13 protein-coding genes are annotated in these 15276 nt (G+C 30.7%); 9 read left to right on the forward strand and 4 right to left on the reverse strand.

The genetic code is table 11. The features are described 5' to 3' along the window. Positions 1-25: 25 nt before the first annotated feature. Complete coding sequence (locus tag BUC03_RS08740) at positions 26-703, reverse strand: ComF family protein (RefSeq protein ID WP_073150510.1); 678 nt, start codon at positions 701-703, stop codon at positions 26-28. Positions 704-755: 52 nt separating this feature from the next. On the opposite strand from BUC03_RS08740, the gene BUC03_RS08745 reads away from it, so the two are divergent. Together BUC03_RS08745 and BUC03_RS08750 are read left to right on the forward strand one after the other, a co-directional pair. Beyond that, positions 756-1637 (forward strand): hypothetical protein, encoded by an 882-nt coding sequence (locus tag BUC03_RS08745; RefSeq protein ID WP_073150513.1) that lies wholly within the window; start codon positions 756-758, stop codon positions 1635-1637. Positions 1638-1687: 50 nt separating this feature from the next. Further along, a complete protein-coding gene (locus BUC03_RS08750; RefSeq protein WP_073150516.1) occupies positions 1688-3226 on the forward strand; it encodes a glycine--tRNA ligase in 1539 nt (512 codons plus the stop codon). Between the two features lie 64 nt (positions 3227-3290). Here the strand turns inward: BUC03_RS08750 and BUC03_RS08755 are convergent, their stop codons facing one another. Next, on the reverse strand, positions 3291-3644 hold the full coding sequence (locus BUC03_RS08755; RefSeq protein WP_317041162.1) for a toxin-antitoxin system YwqK family antitoxin: 354 nt from the start codon (positions 3642-3644) through the stop codon (positions 3291-3293). Between the two features lie 215 nt (positions 3645-3859). On the opposite strand from BUC03_RS08755, the gene aspS reads away from it, so the two are divergent. From aspS to BUC03_RS08770, 3 genes are all read left to right on the forward strand, one after another. Beyond that, positions 3860-5611 carry an aspartate--tRNA ligase gene (aspS, locus tag BUC03_RS08760; protein WP_073150522.1) on the forward strand — a complete coding sequence of 584 codons (1752 nt, stop codon included), beginning with the start codon at positions 3860-3862 and terminating at the stop codon, positions 5609-5611. Positions 5612-5675: 64 nt separating this feature from the next. Further along, positions 5676-7448, forward strand: coding sequence for a chloride channel protein (locus tag BUC03_RS08765; RefSeq protein ID WP_073150525.1), 1773 nt, complete (start codon positions 5676-5678; stop codon positions 7446-7448). Between the two features lie 16 nt (positions 7449-7464). Continuing rightward, a complete protein-coding gene (locus BUC03_RS08770) occupies positions 7465-7707 on the forward strand; it encodes a hypothetical protein (protein WP_073150528.1) in 243 nt (80 codons plus the stop codon). Between the two features lie 26 nt (positions 7708-7733). On the opposite strand, the gene BUC03_RS08775 is transcribed toward BUC03_RS08770, so the two are convergent. Then, positions 7734-9206, reverse strand: a complete 1473-nt coding sequence (locus BUC03_RS08775; protein WP_073150530.1) for a hypothetical protein — start codon at positions 9204-9206, stop codon at positions 7734-7736. A gap of 164 nt (positions 9207-9370) precedes the next feature. On the opposite strand from BUC03_RS08775, the gene BUC03_RS08780 reads away from it, so the two are divergent. Genes BUC03_RS08780 through BUC03_RS08795 form a run of 4 tightly spaced genes read left to right on the forward strand, consistent with a single transcriptional unit; the run spans position 9371 to position 13094 of the window. Beyond that, positions 9371-9724, forward strand: coding sequence for a hypothetical protein (locus BUC03_RS08780; RefSeq protein WP_073151023.1), 354 nt, complete (start codon positions 9371-9373; stop codon positions 9722-9724). 1 nt (position 9725) lies between these two features. Then, positions 9726-12041 (forward strand): M20/M25/M40 family metallo-hydrolase, encoded by a 2316-nt coding sequence (locus tag BUC03_RS08785; protein ID WP_073150533.1) that lies wholly within the window; start codon positions 9726-9728, stop codon positions 12039-12041. 1 nt (position 12042) lies between these two features. Beyond that, a complete protein-coding gene (locus tag BUC03_RS08790) occupies positions 12043-12288 on the forward strand; it encodes a hypothetical protein (protein ID WP_073150536.1) in 246 nt (81 codons plus the stop codon). Further along, complete coding sequence (locus BUC03_RS08795; RefSeq protein WP_073150538.1) at positions 12288-13094, forward strand: Rossmann-fold NAD(P)-binding domain-containing protein; 807 nt, start codon at positions 12288-12290, stop codon at positions 13092-13094. Before BUC03_RS08790 ends, BUC03_RS08795 begins: the two co-directional genes overlap by 1 nt. 50 nt (positions 13095-13144) lie before the next feature. Here the strand turns inward: BUC03_RS08795 and BUC03_RS08800 are convergent, their stop codons facing one another. Then, on the reverse strand, positions 13145-15214 hold the full coding sequence (locus BUC03_RS08800; protein ID WP_073150540.1) for a M13 family metallopeptidase: 2070 nt from the start codon (positions 15212-15214) through the stop codon (positions 13145-13147). Between the last annotated feature and the right edge of the window lie 62 nt (positions 15215-15276).

Below are 15276 nucleotides of genomic sequence, written 5' to 3' on the forward strand. Positions count from 1 at the left end.
ACTGCAAAGAAACAATTATTTTTAATTATGGAGTGTACGCTATACTAGCAATACTTAGTTTTATATTTTTGGCGGTAAGTAATATTTTACCGCAAGATGTAAGTGTAGAGCCTGTGGTAATAATATCATCTACCAATAAAACATGTTTACCTTCAATTAAATAGTTGTTTTGTAAACTAAAATAATTGGGTTTTATTTCTTCTCTAGCTAATTTACTTTTAAAAACTTGTGTTTTAGTAGCTTCTTTTTTTATAAGCACATTATCTAAATATGTTTTATTAAAATTATGTGCAAGAGTTTTTGCAAAACCTTCTACTTGATTATAACCTCTTTCTTTAAATCTTGTTTTATGTATAGGTACGGGAATAATAACTTCTATATCTCTCATAAAATCAGTTTTATTTAAGTAAGAGCTTAACCAATCTCCAAAATAAGCACTTAATTCTGGGTGGTTTTTATATTTTAAATTATGAAATAAGTTCTGGGTAATTCCCTTTTTGTAATAATGTAAAAGAGTTGTTGCGTTAGTTATTGGTATTTTATTAGCAAATACTTTTTTTAGTGTATTTTCGTTATCTAAATATGTATTAGCAACTGGTAGTTGATGTATACAAAAAGCACATATCAAATCTTTGTCTACAATATTATTGTTGCATGCTAGACATTTTTGAGGAAAAAATAAAAGTAATAAATCTCTAAACAATTCATTATTAATTTCTTAACAAGTTAATAAAAAAAACGTAGTTTTTTAATTTATGAGTGAAAAGAAAAAAGAAAGCATTCTAAAAATACTTATAATAGTTTTATTAGCTGGGTTATTAGTAATGGTAACCTATACATTTAATTTTCATAGAGAGAAAAATGAAAATATAAAGTATTTAGAAGAAGAGAAATCTTATTTAAAAAGTGAGCTTTCTCAAATTCAAACAGCTTATGATAGTTTAAACGTAGATAATGTTTCTATTAAAAAAAGCTTAGAAAAAGAAAAAAAGAGAATAGCAACACTTCTAGATTCTATAAAAACACTAGAAACTAATTACGGACAATTAAAAAAATATAGGTTACAAGCAGACCAATTAAAAATGGAAAAACAACGCTTGCTTAACCATATAAGCATTTTAGCTGAAGAAAATAAAAATTTAAAAACAGCAATAGATAGTACCAATCAAATCTTGCTTTCTGCCAAACAAAAATCAGACTCTTTAAATTTAAAAAATGAAGAACTTCAGAAAAAAATTGACGAAGCTTCTATTATAAAAATTTCAGATATAGTTGGAGAGGGAGTTTACTTAAAAAATAACGGAGAAGTGGTAAGCACTAAAAGGCTTAAGCAAATAGAAAATATTAGACTATGTTTTGAAGTAAATGAAAGTAAAATTGTACCAGAAGGAGAGAAGAATCTATATATACAAGTTATAAACCCCAATAATAATTTAATAGGAGAAAGAAAAAAAGAAAGTTTTAACGATAAAGAACTTTACTACAGTGTAAAAACTCTTATTAGTTACCACCAAATAAATTTAAATGTTTGTGCATTAATTCATCTAGAAGAAAGCCAGACGGTAAAAGGGAAATATATTGTACATATTTTTGATAATGATAAGTTATTATCTTCTGCATCATTTCTTATAGAATAAAAAATCATCTTAATTCACATAAATTAAAGTCGGTTTTATATTTTTGCTATATGGCAAAACAACAAGATAAATTTAAGCAGGTAATAGCTCACGCTAAAGAGTACGGTTATATATTTTCTTCAAGTGAAATTTATGACGGGCTTAGCGCAGTTTATGATTACGGTCAAAACGGAGCAGAGTTAAAGAAAAATATAAAAGATTATTGGTGGAAAAGCATGGTGCAACTGCACGATAACATTGTAGGTTTAGATGCAGCAATTTTAATGCACCCAACCACTTGGAAGGCTTCTGGCCACGTAGATGCTTTTAACGATCCATTAATTGATAACAAAGACTCTAAAAAGCGGTATCGCGCCGATGTTTTAGTAGAAGATTATGCTGAGAAGATAAATCAAAAAGCAGAAAAAGAAATTGCTAAAGCACGTAAACGTTTTGGAGACGCTTTTAACGAAGAAGAGTTTGTAACTACTAACCCGCGTGTACTTAAATACAAAGAGCAACAAAAAGAAATACTAGAGCGTTTAGCTAAATCTCTAACAGAAGAAAATTTAGCAGATGTTAAATCTTTAATAGAAGAATTAGGTATTGCTTGCCCAGAGTCTGGATCTAAAAACTGGACAGATGTTAAGCAGTTTAACCTGATGTTTGGTACCAAACTAGGTGCCTCTGCAGATAGTGCTACAGATTTATATTTAAGACCAGAAACCGCACAAGGTATTTTTGTAAACTTTGCAAATGTGCAAAAAACCGGAAGAATGAAAATTCCATTTGGTATTGCACAAATTGGTAAAGCTTTTAGAAATGAAATTGTAGCAAGACAATTTATTTTCCGTCAGCGTGAGTTTGAGCAAATGGAAATGCAATTTTTTGTACGTCCAGGAGAAGAACTTACATGGTTTGAAAAATGGAAAGAAACTCGTCAACAATGGCATGCTTCTCTTGGTTTAGGGGAAGAAAACTACCGTTTTCACGACCACGAAAAATTAGCACATTACGCCAATGCTGCAACCGATATAGAATTTAATTTCCCGTTTGGTTTTAAAGAATTAGAAGGAATACACTCTCGTACAGATTTCGATTTAAAAGCACATGAAGAGCATTCTGGTAAAAAATTACAATTTTTTGATCCAGAAATGAATAAAAATTACGTGCCATATGTAGTAGAAACTTCTATAGGTTTAGATCGTATGTTCTTAGCAGTGTTCTCTAGCTCATTGCAAGAAGAAGAATTAGAAGGTGGTACAACTAGAACTGTTTTAAAACTTCCAGCAATTTTAGCTCCATACAAGGCGGCAATTTTACCATTAGTTAAAAAAGATGGATTACCAGAAATTGCAAAACAAATTGTAGATGATTTAAAGTGGGATTTCAATATAACTTATGATGAAAAAGATGCAGTAGGTAGAAGATACCGTCGTCAAGATGCTGCTGGTACACCATTTTGTATAACTGTAGATCATGATACCAAAGAAGACCAAACGGTAACAGTAAGAAATAGAGATACTATGGAACAGAAAAGAGTTTCTATTAGTGAGTTAAAATCTCTTATTCAAAAAGAAGTAGATTTTAAAACTTGGATGGACAAGTAGAAAAATTTAAACATAAAAAAAGCTTCTCGGTGAGAAGCTTTTTTTATATAAAGTAACAAGAAAATTATTCACTAACCGCAAGAGAATTAGAATTTTCCCAAGTAGTTACGTCAGCAATAGTGTTATTTTGGTAATCTACTTCTACCAATTCATCTTTCTTCCAAAAAAACCATTTTCCAGTTTTTACACCATTATTATATTCACCAATAGCAGTTCTTTTTCCGTCTAAATCATACATTATCCATTCTCCATGTAATTTCCCTTCTTTATAGGTTCCTTCTTGGCTTACGGTTCCGTTATCGTGAAAATAAGTTCCTTTTATTAAATCTCCTTCTTTTTCAAAATTAGGTTTTACTTCTTGTGCACTCACACTTACTCCTAGTAATACCACCATCATCAATATTATCTTCTTCATCATATTCTTTTTTTAAGTTAACTTCACAAATATAAGTATTATTTACATTAAATCAATATTTAGGTAACATTAAATTAACATTAGAGTTGTTTTTAATTGATTAACAAAGGTTTAATGATGTTGCTAATCGTAATATTTATACATATTTTATCTCCATATTTGTAGTGCAAAACAGTATATCTTCTTATTTTTGCGCCAAATTTCAATTACAATAATAGATGTATAGAACGCATACAAACGGAGAATTAAGGCTAAGTCATAAAGAAGAAACAGTAACTTTAGCTGGTTGGGTACAAAAAGTAAGAGATAAAGGTTTCATGATATGGGTAGACCTTCGTGATCGTTATGGTATTACTCAGCTTATTTTTGATGAAGAGCGTACTCCTGCAGAGGTTATGCAGCAAGCAAAAAATTTAGGTAGAGAATTTGTTATTCAAATTGAAGGAAAAGTAATTGAGAGAGAATCTAAAAATGATAACATGCCAACTGGTGATGTAGAAATTTTAGTGACTCAACTAACAGTTTTAAATGAAGCATTAGTGCCTCCTTTTACTATTGAAGATGAAACAGATGGAGGAGAAGAATTACGAATGAAATATCGTTACTTGGATATTCGTCGTAATCCAGTAAAAAATAGCCTTATCTTCAGATCTAAAGTAACTCAAGAAGTAAGAAATTACTTGTCTAAAGAAGGGTTTATTGAGGTAGAAACACCATATTTAATAAAATCTACCCCAGAAGGGGCGCGTGACTTTGTGGTACCTTCTAGAATGAATGAAGGTCAGTTTTACGCACTTCCACAATCACCACAAACCTTCAAGCAGTTGCTAATGGTAGGTGGTATGGATAAATACTTTCAAATAGTAAAATGTTTTAGAGATGAAGATTTAAGAGCAGATAGACAGCCAGAATTTACACAAATTGATTGTGAAATGGCTTTTATCGAGCAAGAAGATATTTTAAATGCTTTTGAAGGTTTAACACGTCATTTATTAAAAGAAGTAAACGGAGTAGAGGTAGAAAAATTCCCAAGAATGCTTTATGATGATGCTATGCGTTTATACGGTAACGATAAACCAGATATTCGTTTTGGGATGCAGTTTGGAGAGTTAAATGAAGTAGCCCAACATAAAGATTTTGGAGTATTTAATAATGCCGAGTTGGTAGTAGGTATTGCTGTACCTGGCGGAAATAAATACACAAGAAAAGAAATAGATAAATTAATAGATTGGGTAAAGCGTCCGCAAGTAGGTGCCTTAGGGATGGTTTACTGTAGATGTAATGAAGATGGAAGTTTCAAGTCTTCTGTAGATAAATTTTACGATCAAGAAGATTTAGCTAAATGGGCAGAAGTTACAGGAGCAAAGCCAGGAGATTTAATTTGTATTTTGTCTGGAAATACTAACAAAGTAAGAGCTCAATTAAGTGCTTTACGTATGGAGTTAGCAACTCGTTTAGGTTTAAGAGACCCAAAAGTATTTGCACCATTATGGGTAATAGATTTCCCGTTATTAGAACTTGACGAAGAAACAGGGCATTACCACGCAATGCACCACCCATTTACTTCTCCTAAACCAGGACAAATAGAATTATTAGATACGCACCCAGGTGAAGTAAAAGCAAATGCTTACGATTTAGTATTAAACGGAAATGAAATAGGTGGAGGTTCTATAAGAATTCACGATAAAGAAACTCAAGCCATTATGCTAAAGCATTTAGGTTTTTCTGAAGAAGAAGCAAAAGCGCAATTTGGTTTCTTAATGGATGCTTTTCAATACGGAGCACCACCACACGGAGGCTTAGCTTTTGGTTTAGATAGATTAGTTGCAATTTTAGGAGGACAAGAAACTATTAGAGATTTTATAGCTTTCCCTAAAAATAATGCAGGTAGAGATGTAATGATAGATGCACCTGCTGCTATAGATGAAGAGCAACTTAATGAGCTACACCTCAAAGTAGAGATAAAATAATAGTGAAATAAAAAAAATCCTGTGACAGCAGGATTTTTTTAGCACTAGAAATGAGCAAAATTTTATGTTGAAGAAAAAAACTCCTTTTACACGTTTTTTAATTTGGAGATACAAGCATATTTCTACCAAAAACTTTACTTATATGTTAAGTATTTTGGTAGGTCTTCTTGCTGGGCTTTCTTCTGTAGCTTTAAAAAATATAACACATTATATTGCTATGTTTTTTGAAAATGGAGCTTTGCATAGTTACCATGCCTATTTATATTTTGTATTTCCTTTTCTAGGATTGTTTTTGGTGCTTTTGGTAAAAAAGTTTCTTTTAAAACAAGAAGTAGGGCACGGTATACCTATGGCGTTACTAGCTATTTCTCAGAAAAACGGAAAGATGGAAAGGCGTAATTTAATAAGTTCTTTACTTACTGCGCCATTAACCGTTGGTTTTGGGGGTTCTGTTGGGTTAGAAGGGCCTTCGGTTGCAACAGGAGCTTCATTTGGATCTAACATTGCAAAAATGTTTCATATGAATCCGCAAACTAGAAAATTACTTTTAGTTTGTGCTGCAGCAGGATCTCTTTCTGCTATTTTTAAAGCCCCAATTGCTGCTATTTTATTTGCTATAGAAGTATTTAGTTTAGACTTAACCTTTGCTTCATTATTACCATTATTAATGGCATCTGTAGCGGCTGTGGTAACGAGAATGTTTTTTATAGGAGAGCAGTATATTGTTGATTTTCATTCTATTCAAAACTTTAATATTCAAAATATATTATTTTACGCCATACTTGGGGTAATTACTGCAGGGGTTTCTATTTACTTTTCTAAAGTTTATTTTGCTACAGAAAAATATTTTAAAAAAATTAAAAATGATTATTTAAAAGTAATCACAGCAGGTCTAATTATAGGGCTATTAACATTTTTAGTGCCGCCATTATATGGTGAAGGTTTTACGTTTATGAATCAGTTAATTGCTCAAAACTACAACCAAGCCTTTGATGCGTTTTTGTATAAAGATATTTTAGGTAGTAGTTGGGTGGTTATCGGACTTATTTTAGGCTTAATAATATTAAAACCTATTGCAACCTCGGTAACTTTAAGTGGCGGTGGTGTTGGTGGTATTTTTGCGCCAGTTTTGTTTTTGGGAGCTGTAACTGGTAGCTTTTTTGTTAACTTGTTTAGGCAATTAGGTTTTACCCTATCTTCAGAAAATTTTACGATGGTAGGTATGGCAGGGCTTATGGCAGGAGTATTGCAAGCCCCAATGACGGCAATTTTCTTAATTGCAGAAATTACAGGAGGCTATCAATTATTTGTACCATTAATGATTACTGTAACTATTGCTTTTTTATTATCTAAAGCAAGTACAGATTATAATATTTATACTAAAGAATTAAAAGACCAAAATGCATTATTAACGCATAATAAAGATCAAGCTGTTTTAACCTTGCTAAAATTAGATAAGATTATAGAAACTAATTTTATAAGTTTAAAACCAGAAATGACGCTTAAAGAAATGGTGTACCAAGCCGTAGCAAAATCTAAAAGAAACTTATTTCCGGTTTTAAATGATGAGAATGAATTGGTGGGGGTAATTGGTTTAGATGATATTAGAGAAATGATGTTTAATACAGAGTTGCAAGATTCTGTATTGGTTAAGTTTATTATGCATGATGCTCCAGATTATATTATTTATGGGCAAGATAGTATGCAAACCGTAATGAATAGATTTCAAAATACAGGAGCGTGGAATTTACCAGTAATAAAAGATGGGAAATATGCAGGCTTTGTTTCTAAATCTAAAATGCTTACAGCATATAGAAGAAAGTTAATTTCTTATTAATTTAAAAATTGAAAGAATGAAATATGTAATCTCAGTTATATTTATACTAGTAGTATTGGCAATAGGTGTTGGTTTTTACTTCAGAATTTTTGAAGACGATGAAAAAACAGGTGATATTATTATTGGTATTTCTGTACTGGTAAGCTGTTTTATTATGATGCCACTTTTTATTTATCACCGTTGGAAAGGTAAAAACTTAAAAGATTATACCCTAAGTCCTGAAAATATTCAGAAAATGAAAGACAAAGGTTTGTATTAATTTATTATACAAACCTTTGTTTTTCATTAATTATTTAAACTAATAAGCATCATTTTATTTTTGGTGTAATCTGTAGAGAAAGTTTCACTCTCTTTATAATCAGTATCTAAAGAATTATAATAAGTAAGATTTTCTTCTAATAGCTGTTTAGTTTTTTCAAGATCATTTTTTGCTGCATACACTTGTGCTAAAAAATAGTTGTATTTGTGGTACTCTATTTTATTTTCCATCGTATTATCTGTCTTTTTTAATGCCGACTTATAATTTTCACAAAGTTTCATTACTTTGTCTCCTTCTATATTCTTGTTTTGTAAATAAAAAATCTTGGCCATCAAGCCTAAAAGCTCACCATTCTGCATAGTAGGTTTTGTTTGGTAATTTTTTTTGGCCTTTAAAAAAAGAGGTTTTACAAATTCTTCTGCTGTAGTAAAATCTTTGTGATTTAAAGCGGTTTTCACAGCAATGCTTCTAAATTCATCTAATTCTTCTTTTTCAAAATATTTTTTAGCACTTAGTGCATCTTTAGTAGCGGTTAAGTAATTTTTATAATTATTGTTCTCTAATTCTTGTGAGATATAGTCTAAAAACACTTTTTTTATGTACCATTCTTGAGGTTGTAATGCATTTTCTTTAATAAGAGATTTATTATAAGAACTGTCTGAGACTCTCTGCTTAAAAACTTGATAGGTGTAAGAACTAATTTTTTCTTGCTGAATAATTTCATCTAAATAATACGGATATACATCTTCAATTTTCAGGTATTTAAAATTTTGACTAACCTCACCAGGCTTGTATAAATTATAACTTGTTTTAAAGTATTTGGTATTATTATTAGAAGTTATAGTGTATTTTGTAGCGCCAATACTATTGTGATTAATAATATTGTATTGTGAGGTTTGTAATTCTTTAAAAACACTATCGTTTACATCTTTTTTGTATTGGTAATCTTTGTAAAAAGTTTTTTCAATAAAATTATTATCATCATATTTTATTTTCTGAACAAACCCTTCTTCTGTATTCGCTGAAAATGAATAAAGCTTAAAGCTACTTGTTAATTGATCTTTATCATCATATGAATAATAGATATAACCTTTAGGACCTTCGCTAGTTTCAGAAATTACATTGTAATTTTCTAATTTTTCCGTTTCTAGTGGTAAATAATCTTTATTGGTTTTTTTTACTATTTCAATATTATACTGTGGTTCTTCTAAATCTGGAGTTTCCTTTTTTTCAAGTATAGAAATTAAAACTCCACTTTTGTAGATATAATGTTGCGTGTATTTGGTGTCATTTCCATAATCTGTAGAAATATTTTTTATATACCCATTCGGGTAAAAACTAACAATTTGTGTAAAAGATTTAGAAGTCTTGTAATCTTTTGATGTCTGCGTGCTAATTACCTGTTGTACAGGTTTGTTGTTATATGTTTTCCAACTATTTTGACTATACCCCAAAAAAGAAAAACCTATAAGAAAAACAGTTGCTAAAATTCTAATCATAATAAATAAATCTTGATGTTTTATCTTCAATTTACTTGTATTACAATAGATTATGCTTTTTCAAGATGGTGTTTAGTATAAGTTTAGGAGTGTTTCTTAATGTTAACTATAAACCATCTAAAAAATATGTAAATTTAAAGGTCTTCTTAACTAAATCATTATATATGGCAGAGAACTGTTTAGAGTGCGGTGAAAAAATTGTAGGTAGAGCAGATAAAAAATTTTGTAGCGATTATTGTAGAAATAGTTATAACAATAAGTTGAACAAAGACAGTAAAAACTTAATTAGAAACATAAATAATCGACTGAGAAAAAATTATAGAATTTTAGAAGAGCTGAACCCTCAGGCAAAGTCTAAAGCTACCAAATCTCAATTATTGAGTAAAGGTTTTAATTTTGAATACATTACAAGTATTTATACAACCAAAAAAGGAACCGTATATTATTTTGTTTACGATCAAGGATATTTACCCTTAGAGAATGATTATTTTGCACTAGTAAAAAGGTTAGATTCTTAATATGAAAAATGTAATTTCTAAAATAGGCGTACTTATAGCCATTTTTGTATTGGTATTTGTTAGTTTTTATTCACTTACACCAAAACCTAACGATTTTGCTAAACATAACAATCTTGGTTTTTCGTTAGAAAATGCAAATAAGCATATCAAAAATATAAGCAAAAAACCACACTCTATAGGTACCAAAGCACATAGTGAGGTTAGAAATTATATTGTACAAGAACTACAAAAAATGGGTTTGCAAGTGCAAACTCAAAAAGGATACAACTTAAACAAAGAAGGAGTTTTTACAGCTCCAGAAAATATAATTACTAAAATAAAAGGCTCTAACCCTCAACCTAAAAGTGACCTTATGGTCATGACTCATTATGATAGTGCAGTACACTCCTCTTTTGGAGCTAGTGACGCTGGATCTGGCGTAGCAACTATTTTAGAAACTTTAAGGGCTTTTTTAGAAAAAGAAACTAAACATACCAACAACATCATAGTGTGTTTTACAGATGCAGAAGAAATTGGTTTAAATGGAGCAGATTTGTTTGTAAAAGGTCACCCTTGGGCTAATGAGGTAGGATTGGTATTAAATTTTGAAGCAAGAGGTAGCGGAGGCCCTTCTAATACTATTCTAGAAGCCAATAGCGGAAATCAAAATTTAATTAATGCTTTTGCAAAAGCAAAGCCAGCTTACCCAGTTGCAACTTCTTTAATGTATTCTGTATATAAAAAATTACCAAATGATACTGATGCAACTGTTTTACGAGAAGAGAAAAATATACCCAGCTTTTTCTTTGCATTTATAGACGATCATTTTGATTATCATACCGCTAATGATACTTTTGAAAATCTAGATCAAAATTCATTAGCGCATCAAGCAAGCTATTTAACCGCGCTGCTTCCTTATTTTTCTAATATAAATTTAACCGATTTAACTTCAGAAAAAGACAATGTTTATTTTAATTTTCTTGGTATAGGGATGTTGAGTTACTCTAATTCTTTGATATTTCCTTTGGTGATTTTAGCTTGGGTAATTTTTATAGCTATTAGTGTTTACGGTTTCAGAAAAAAAACTTTTACGCCATTCTCATTAGTGAAAGGTGTTGCTTGGTATATATTAATTTTAATAATCACATCTTTAGCAACGTACTTTCTTTACCAATTAGTTTACCAGTGTTACCCAGAATATATAGAAAATCAAAATGGTTTTACTTCTAACGGGCATCAATATATTGCAGCATTTGTAGCTTTTACTTTAGCGCTTACATTTTTGTTTTATCAATTAATTTATAAAACAGAAAAACCAATAAAATCTATAGGGGCTCCTATATTTATTTGGTTAGTAATAAATACTGTTATCGCATTTGTATTTAAAGGGGCTGCATATTTTATATGGCCTGTGTTTTTTGCTTTAATAGGTTATTTTTTAGTAGCCAAACAAAACACACCCAAGCTTTGGTTGTTATTGCTACTAAGTATTCCTGCATTATTTTTATTAGCACCACTAGTGCAGTTTTTTCCTGTAGGTTTGGGGCTTAAAATGTTAGTGATTAGTAGTTTTTTTACCGTGTTAATAGTAGGTCTTCTTATGCCAATTTTTTCATTTTATAAGAAAAAACATATATTATCTCTTTTCTTTTTCTTAATTGCTTTAGGTTTTTTTGTAACAGCTCATATCAATGCAGATTTTTCTAAAAGTAATCCAAAACCCAATAGCTTATTGTATTTATTAGATGTAGACCAAAATAAAGCTTGGTGGGCAACGCACGATTATCAATTAGATAGTTTTAATAAAGACTTTTTTGCAGAAGATAATAAGGTGGTAGATTCGGTGGTGTTTGACAGTAAATACCATTTACAGTTTACCAAACAAAACAAAGCACCTTTAAAACCAATAAAGCACGCTAGTGTAATTGTAGAAAAAGATACAAGTGTTACAGATCTTGTTTTTCAGCAATTTGAAGTAAAAATAGCTCCGCAGAGAAAAATAAATAGAATAGAGTTATTTGCAGATGCACAAATAGATTTTTATAATTTTGAAGTAAACGGAAAAACTATAGATTCTACAAATAGTAATTTATTTTATCAGCACAGAAAAAACGATAAATTGTTAACCTATTACGCTATAGATAAAGATACGTTGAGGTTAAAGTTTCAATTGAAAAATGGAGTGCGCTTGCCGTTAAAAATTTATGAGTCTAGTAATAATTTGCTAACTAATCGTAATTTTAAAATACCTAAAAGAACCAAAGCTATGATGCCAAAACCTTTTATTTTAAACGATGCAATTATTACAAAACAAACATTAACGATTAATACTGATTAAAATGAAATTTTTTAGTTTAGAATATAGAATGAAAAATAAATGGAAGTTTTTTGCTTGGGAATTATTTTTATATGCTTTACCACTTTCGCTATTTTTAGAGTGGATGCATGCAGATTGGGAAATTGATAATACAAATGTTGTTAGGTTTTTATTCTATTTCTTTTGTTTTACTTTATTTGGAATGCTAAGAAGTTACCTTTTCTTGAGGTCTAGAGAAAATCAACTAAAAGAATGGGAGAATAGATAATGAAAACAGTTTCTATTTTAGGTTGTGGTTGGTTAGGACTTCCGTTAGCAGAAAGGCTTATAGAAAAAAGATTTACTATAAACGGATCTACAACTACTTTAGATAAAATAAAAATTTTAAAGAGTAAGGGAATAAATTCTTTTTATGTTGAATTAACTGAGGAAGAAATTAAAGGTGAAGTTTTTTCTTTTTTAAATGGAGTAAAGATCTTGGTAATAGATATACCACCAGGGTTGCGCAAAAATCCAAATTCTAATTTTGTAAAAAAAGCAGAACATCTAATAAAGAAAATAGAACTATCTTGTATTGAAAAAGTAGTTTTTATAAGCTCAACTTCTGTTTTTGAAGATGCGTTAGATTTTCCTGAATATAATGAAACTTCTATCCCTAACGGTAAAAGTAATTCTGCACAGCAGTTATTAAGCGTAGAAAAACTTTTACAAAGCAATTCTCATTTTAAAACTACTATTGTAAGAATGGGAGGTTTAATAGGGGAAAATAGGCATCCCGTAAAATTTTTATCAGGCAGAAAAGGTATTTCAAGTGGAGATGCTCCTGTTAATTTAATTCAGCAAAAAGATTGTATTGCATTAATAGAGAAAGTGTTAGAGTTAGATGCTTTTGCAGAAGTTTTTCACGGAGTGTATCCGTCTCACCCAACTAAAAAAGATTATTACCAAGAGCAAGCAAATGATAGAAATTTAGAACTTCCTGAATTTGATGAAAATTCAACTTCTACAGGAAAAATTATATCTTCTACTTTTACGGAAGAAAAGTTGAATTTTTCTTTTACTTGTGAGATATAAAAAAGGCTTGTCGAAATTGACAAGCCTTTGGTTTTAAAAGTTCTATATAATTACCAAATAGAAACTCTATCTTTTGGTGCTACATACATAGAATCTCCTTCTTTAATATCAAAAGCTTCATAAAAACCTTCTATATTTTGTAAAGGCACGTAAGCTCTATACATACCTGGTGAGTGTGTATCTCCTTTAATTCTAGAACGTAATGCCTCCTCTCTCATTTTGGTTCTCCACACAGTAGCCCAAGAAAGGAAAAAACGTTGTTCTGGTGTAAACCCATCAATATTTTCTGGACGTCCGTGTTCTTCTAAATACATTTGAAGACCATCATACGCAGCTAAAACACCACCTAAATCTCCAATATTTTCTCCTAAGGTAAATTTACCATTAATATATACGCTATCTAAAACTTCAATAGCGCTATATTGTTCTGCTAATTTATCTCCTCTTTCTGTAAATTTTTCCAGGTCAGCATCTGTCCACCAATTTTTAAGATTTCCATCGGCATCAAAACGAGCACCACTATCATCAAATGCGTGAGAAATTTCGTGTCCAATTACTGCTCCAATTCCACCGTAATTTACAGCAGCATCAGCTTTATAATTATAAAAAGGTGGCTGTAAAATAGCTGCAGGGAAAACAATCTCGTTATTAAACGGATTGAAGTATGCGTTTACTGTTTGTGGAGACATACCCCATTCTTTCTTGTCTACAGGCTCATTAATCTCAGCAAGATTTTTCTTGTAGCTCCAAGAAGAAACAGCAACCATATTATTGTAATATCCTTTATCTGCAGAAACTTCTAAGTTAGAATAATCTTCCCACTCGTCAGGGTAACCAATTTTCACAGTAAATTTATCTAGTTTTTCAATAGCTTTTAATTTAGTGCTATCTGTCATCCAGTCTAGACGCTCAATTCTTTTTTGAAAAGAAGTGATTACATTTGCAATCATTTCTTCTGCTTTTTCTTTTGCTTCTGGCGGAAATTTTTCATCTACATAAAGTTTTCCTAAAGCTTCACCAACAGATCCGTTTACGGTAGATAATGCACGCTCTTTTGCAGGAAGTTGTTTTTTAGCTCCGTTTAAAGTTTTGCTATAAAAATCCCAATTTGCTTTTTCAATTTCTGTAGTTAACATACCAGCAGCATTGTTTAAAGTAGCCCAACGCATAACTGTTTTCCATTGTTTAGCATTTCCTTCAGCTAACACGGTTTGTAGTACTTCCATATATTTAGGTTGCATTACAATAACAGTATCTAGCTTTTTATCTACACCTAGATCGGTAATGTATTTTTCCCAGTTAATTGCAGGTACCATAGCTTGTAATTCTGCAATAGACTTAGGATTGTTAAAGTTTCTAAAATCACGACTTGCAACTTTATCTAATTTAGGTTCAGCCAAACGTGTTTCAAAAGCTAAAATCTCTTGAGCTTGGGCAGTTGCACTTTCTGCATCATCTCCTATATACTGAAGCATTCTTGTAATATGCTCTACGTATTGCTGTCTAATTTCTTTAGATTTCTCGTCTTGATCTGTATAGTACTCTTTATTAGGTAAACCTAAGCTACCTGGAGTAATGTATGCAGAATTCATATTGCTATCACTAGGGTTTGAGTAAGCTGCAATACCTATAAAAGGGTCTGAAACTATAGCAGAGTTTTTAGCAATTGTTTCTTGTAGGTCTTCTACATTTTCTATGCTAGCTATTTTATCTAACGCAGGTTGTAATGGTTTTAAACCAGCCTCGTTTCTTGCAAGTGTGTCTAATTTAGTGTTAAATATAGCTAATGCTTTTGCTTGGTCTGTATCTGCTCCATATTTACCACTTTTCTCTGCAGTATCTATAATTTTTAATACATCATCATCTGTACTTTTTCTTAGTACTTGAAATCCTCCCCAAGTTGTTCTATCTGCAGGTATTTCTGTTTCTTTCATCCAATTACCATTCACGTAACTGTAAAAGTTATTTTTTGGACTAACAGTGGTGTCCATATATTTTAATTCGATACCAGGAGTTTTTTCCTCCTTTACTTGCGCTACTTCTTTTTGCTCGTCTTTACAACTTACCAGAGTAAGTGCGGCAGTAGCTAAAAGAAGTACTGGTTTGATACTTTTTTTCATTTGTTTGATATTAAAGATATATTGATAAGTATAAAATACGGGTAATTGTTACAGTTTTAGTA

It is taken from the genome of Mesonia phycicola (assembly GCF_900141885.1).
In the GTDB taxonomy this organism is placed as follows: domain Bacteria; phylum Bacteroidota; class Bacteroidia; order Flavobacteriales; family Flavobacteriaceae; genus Mesonia; species Mesonia phycicola.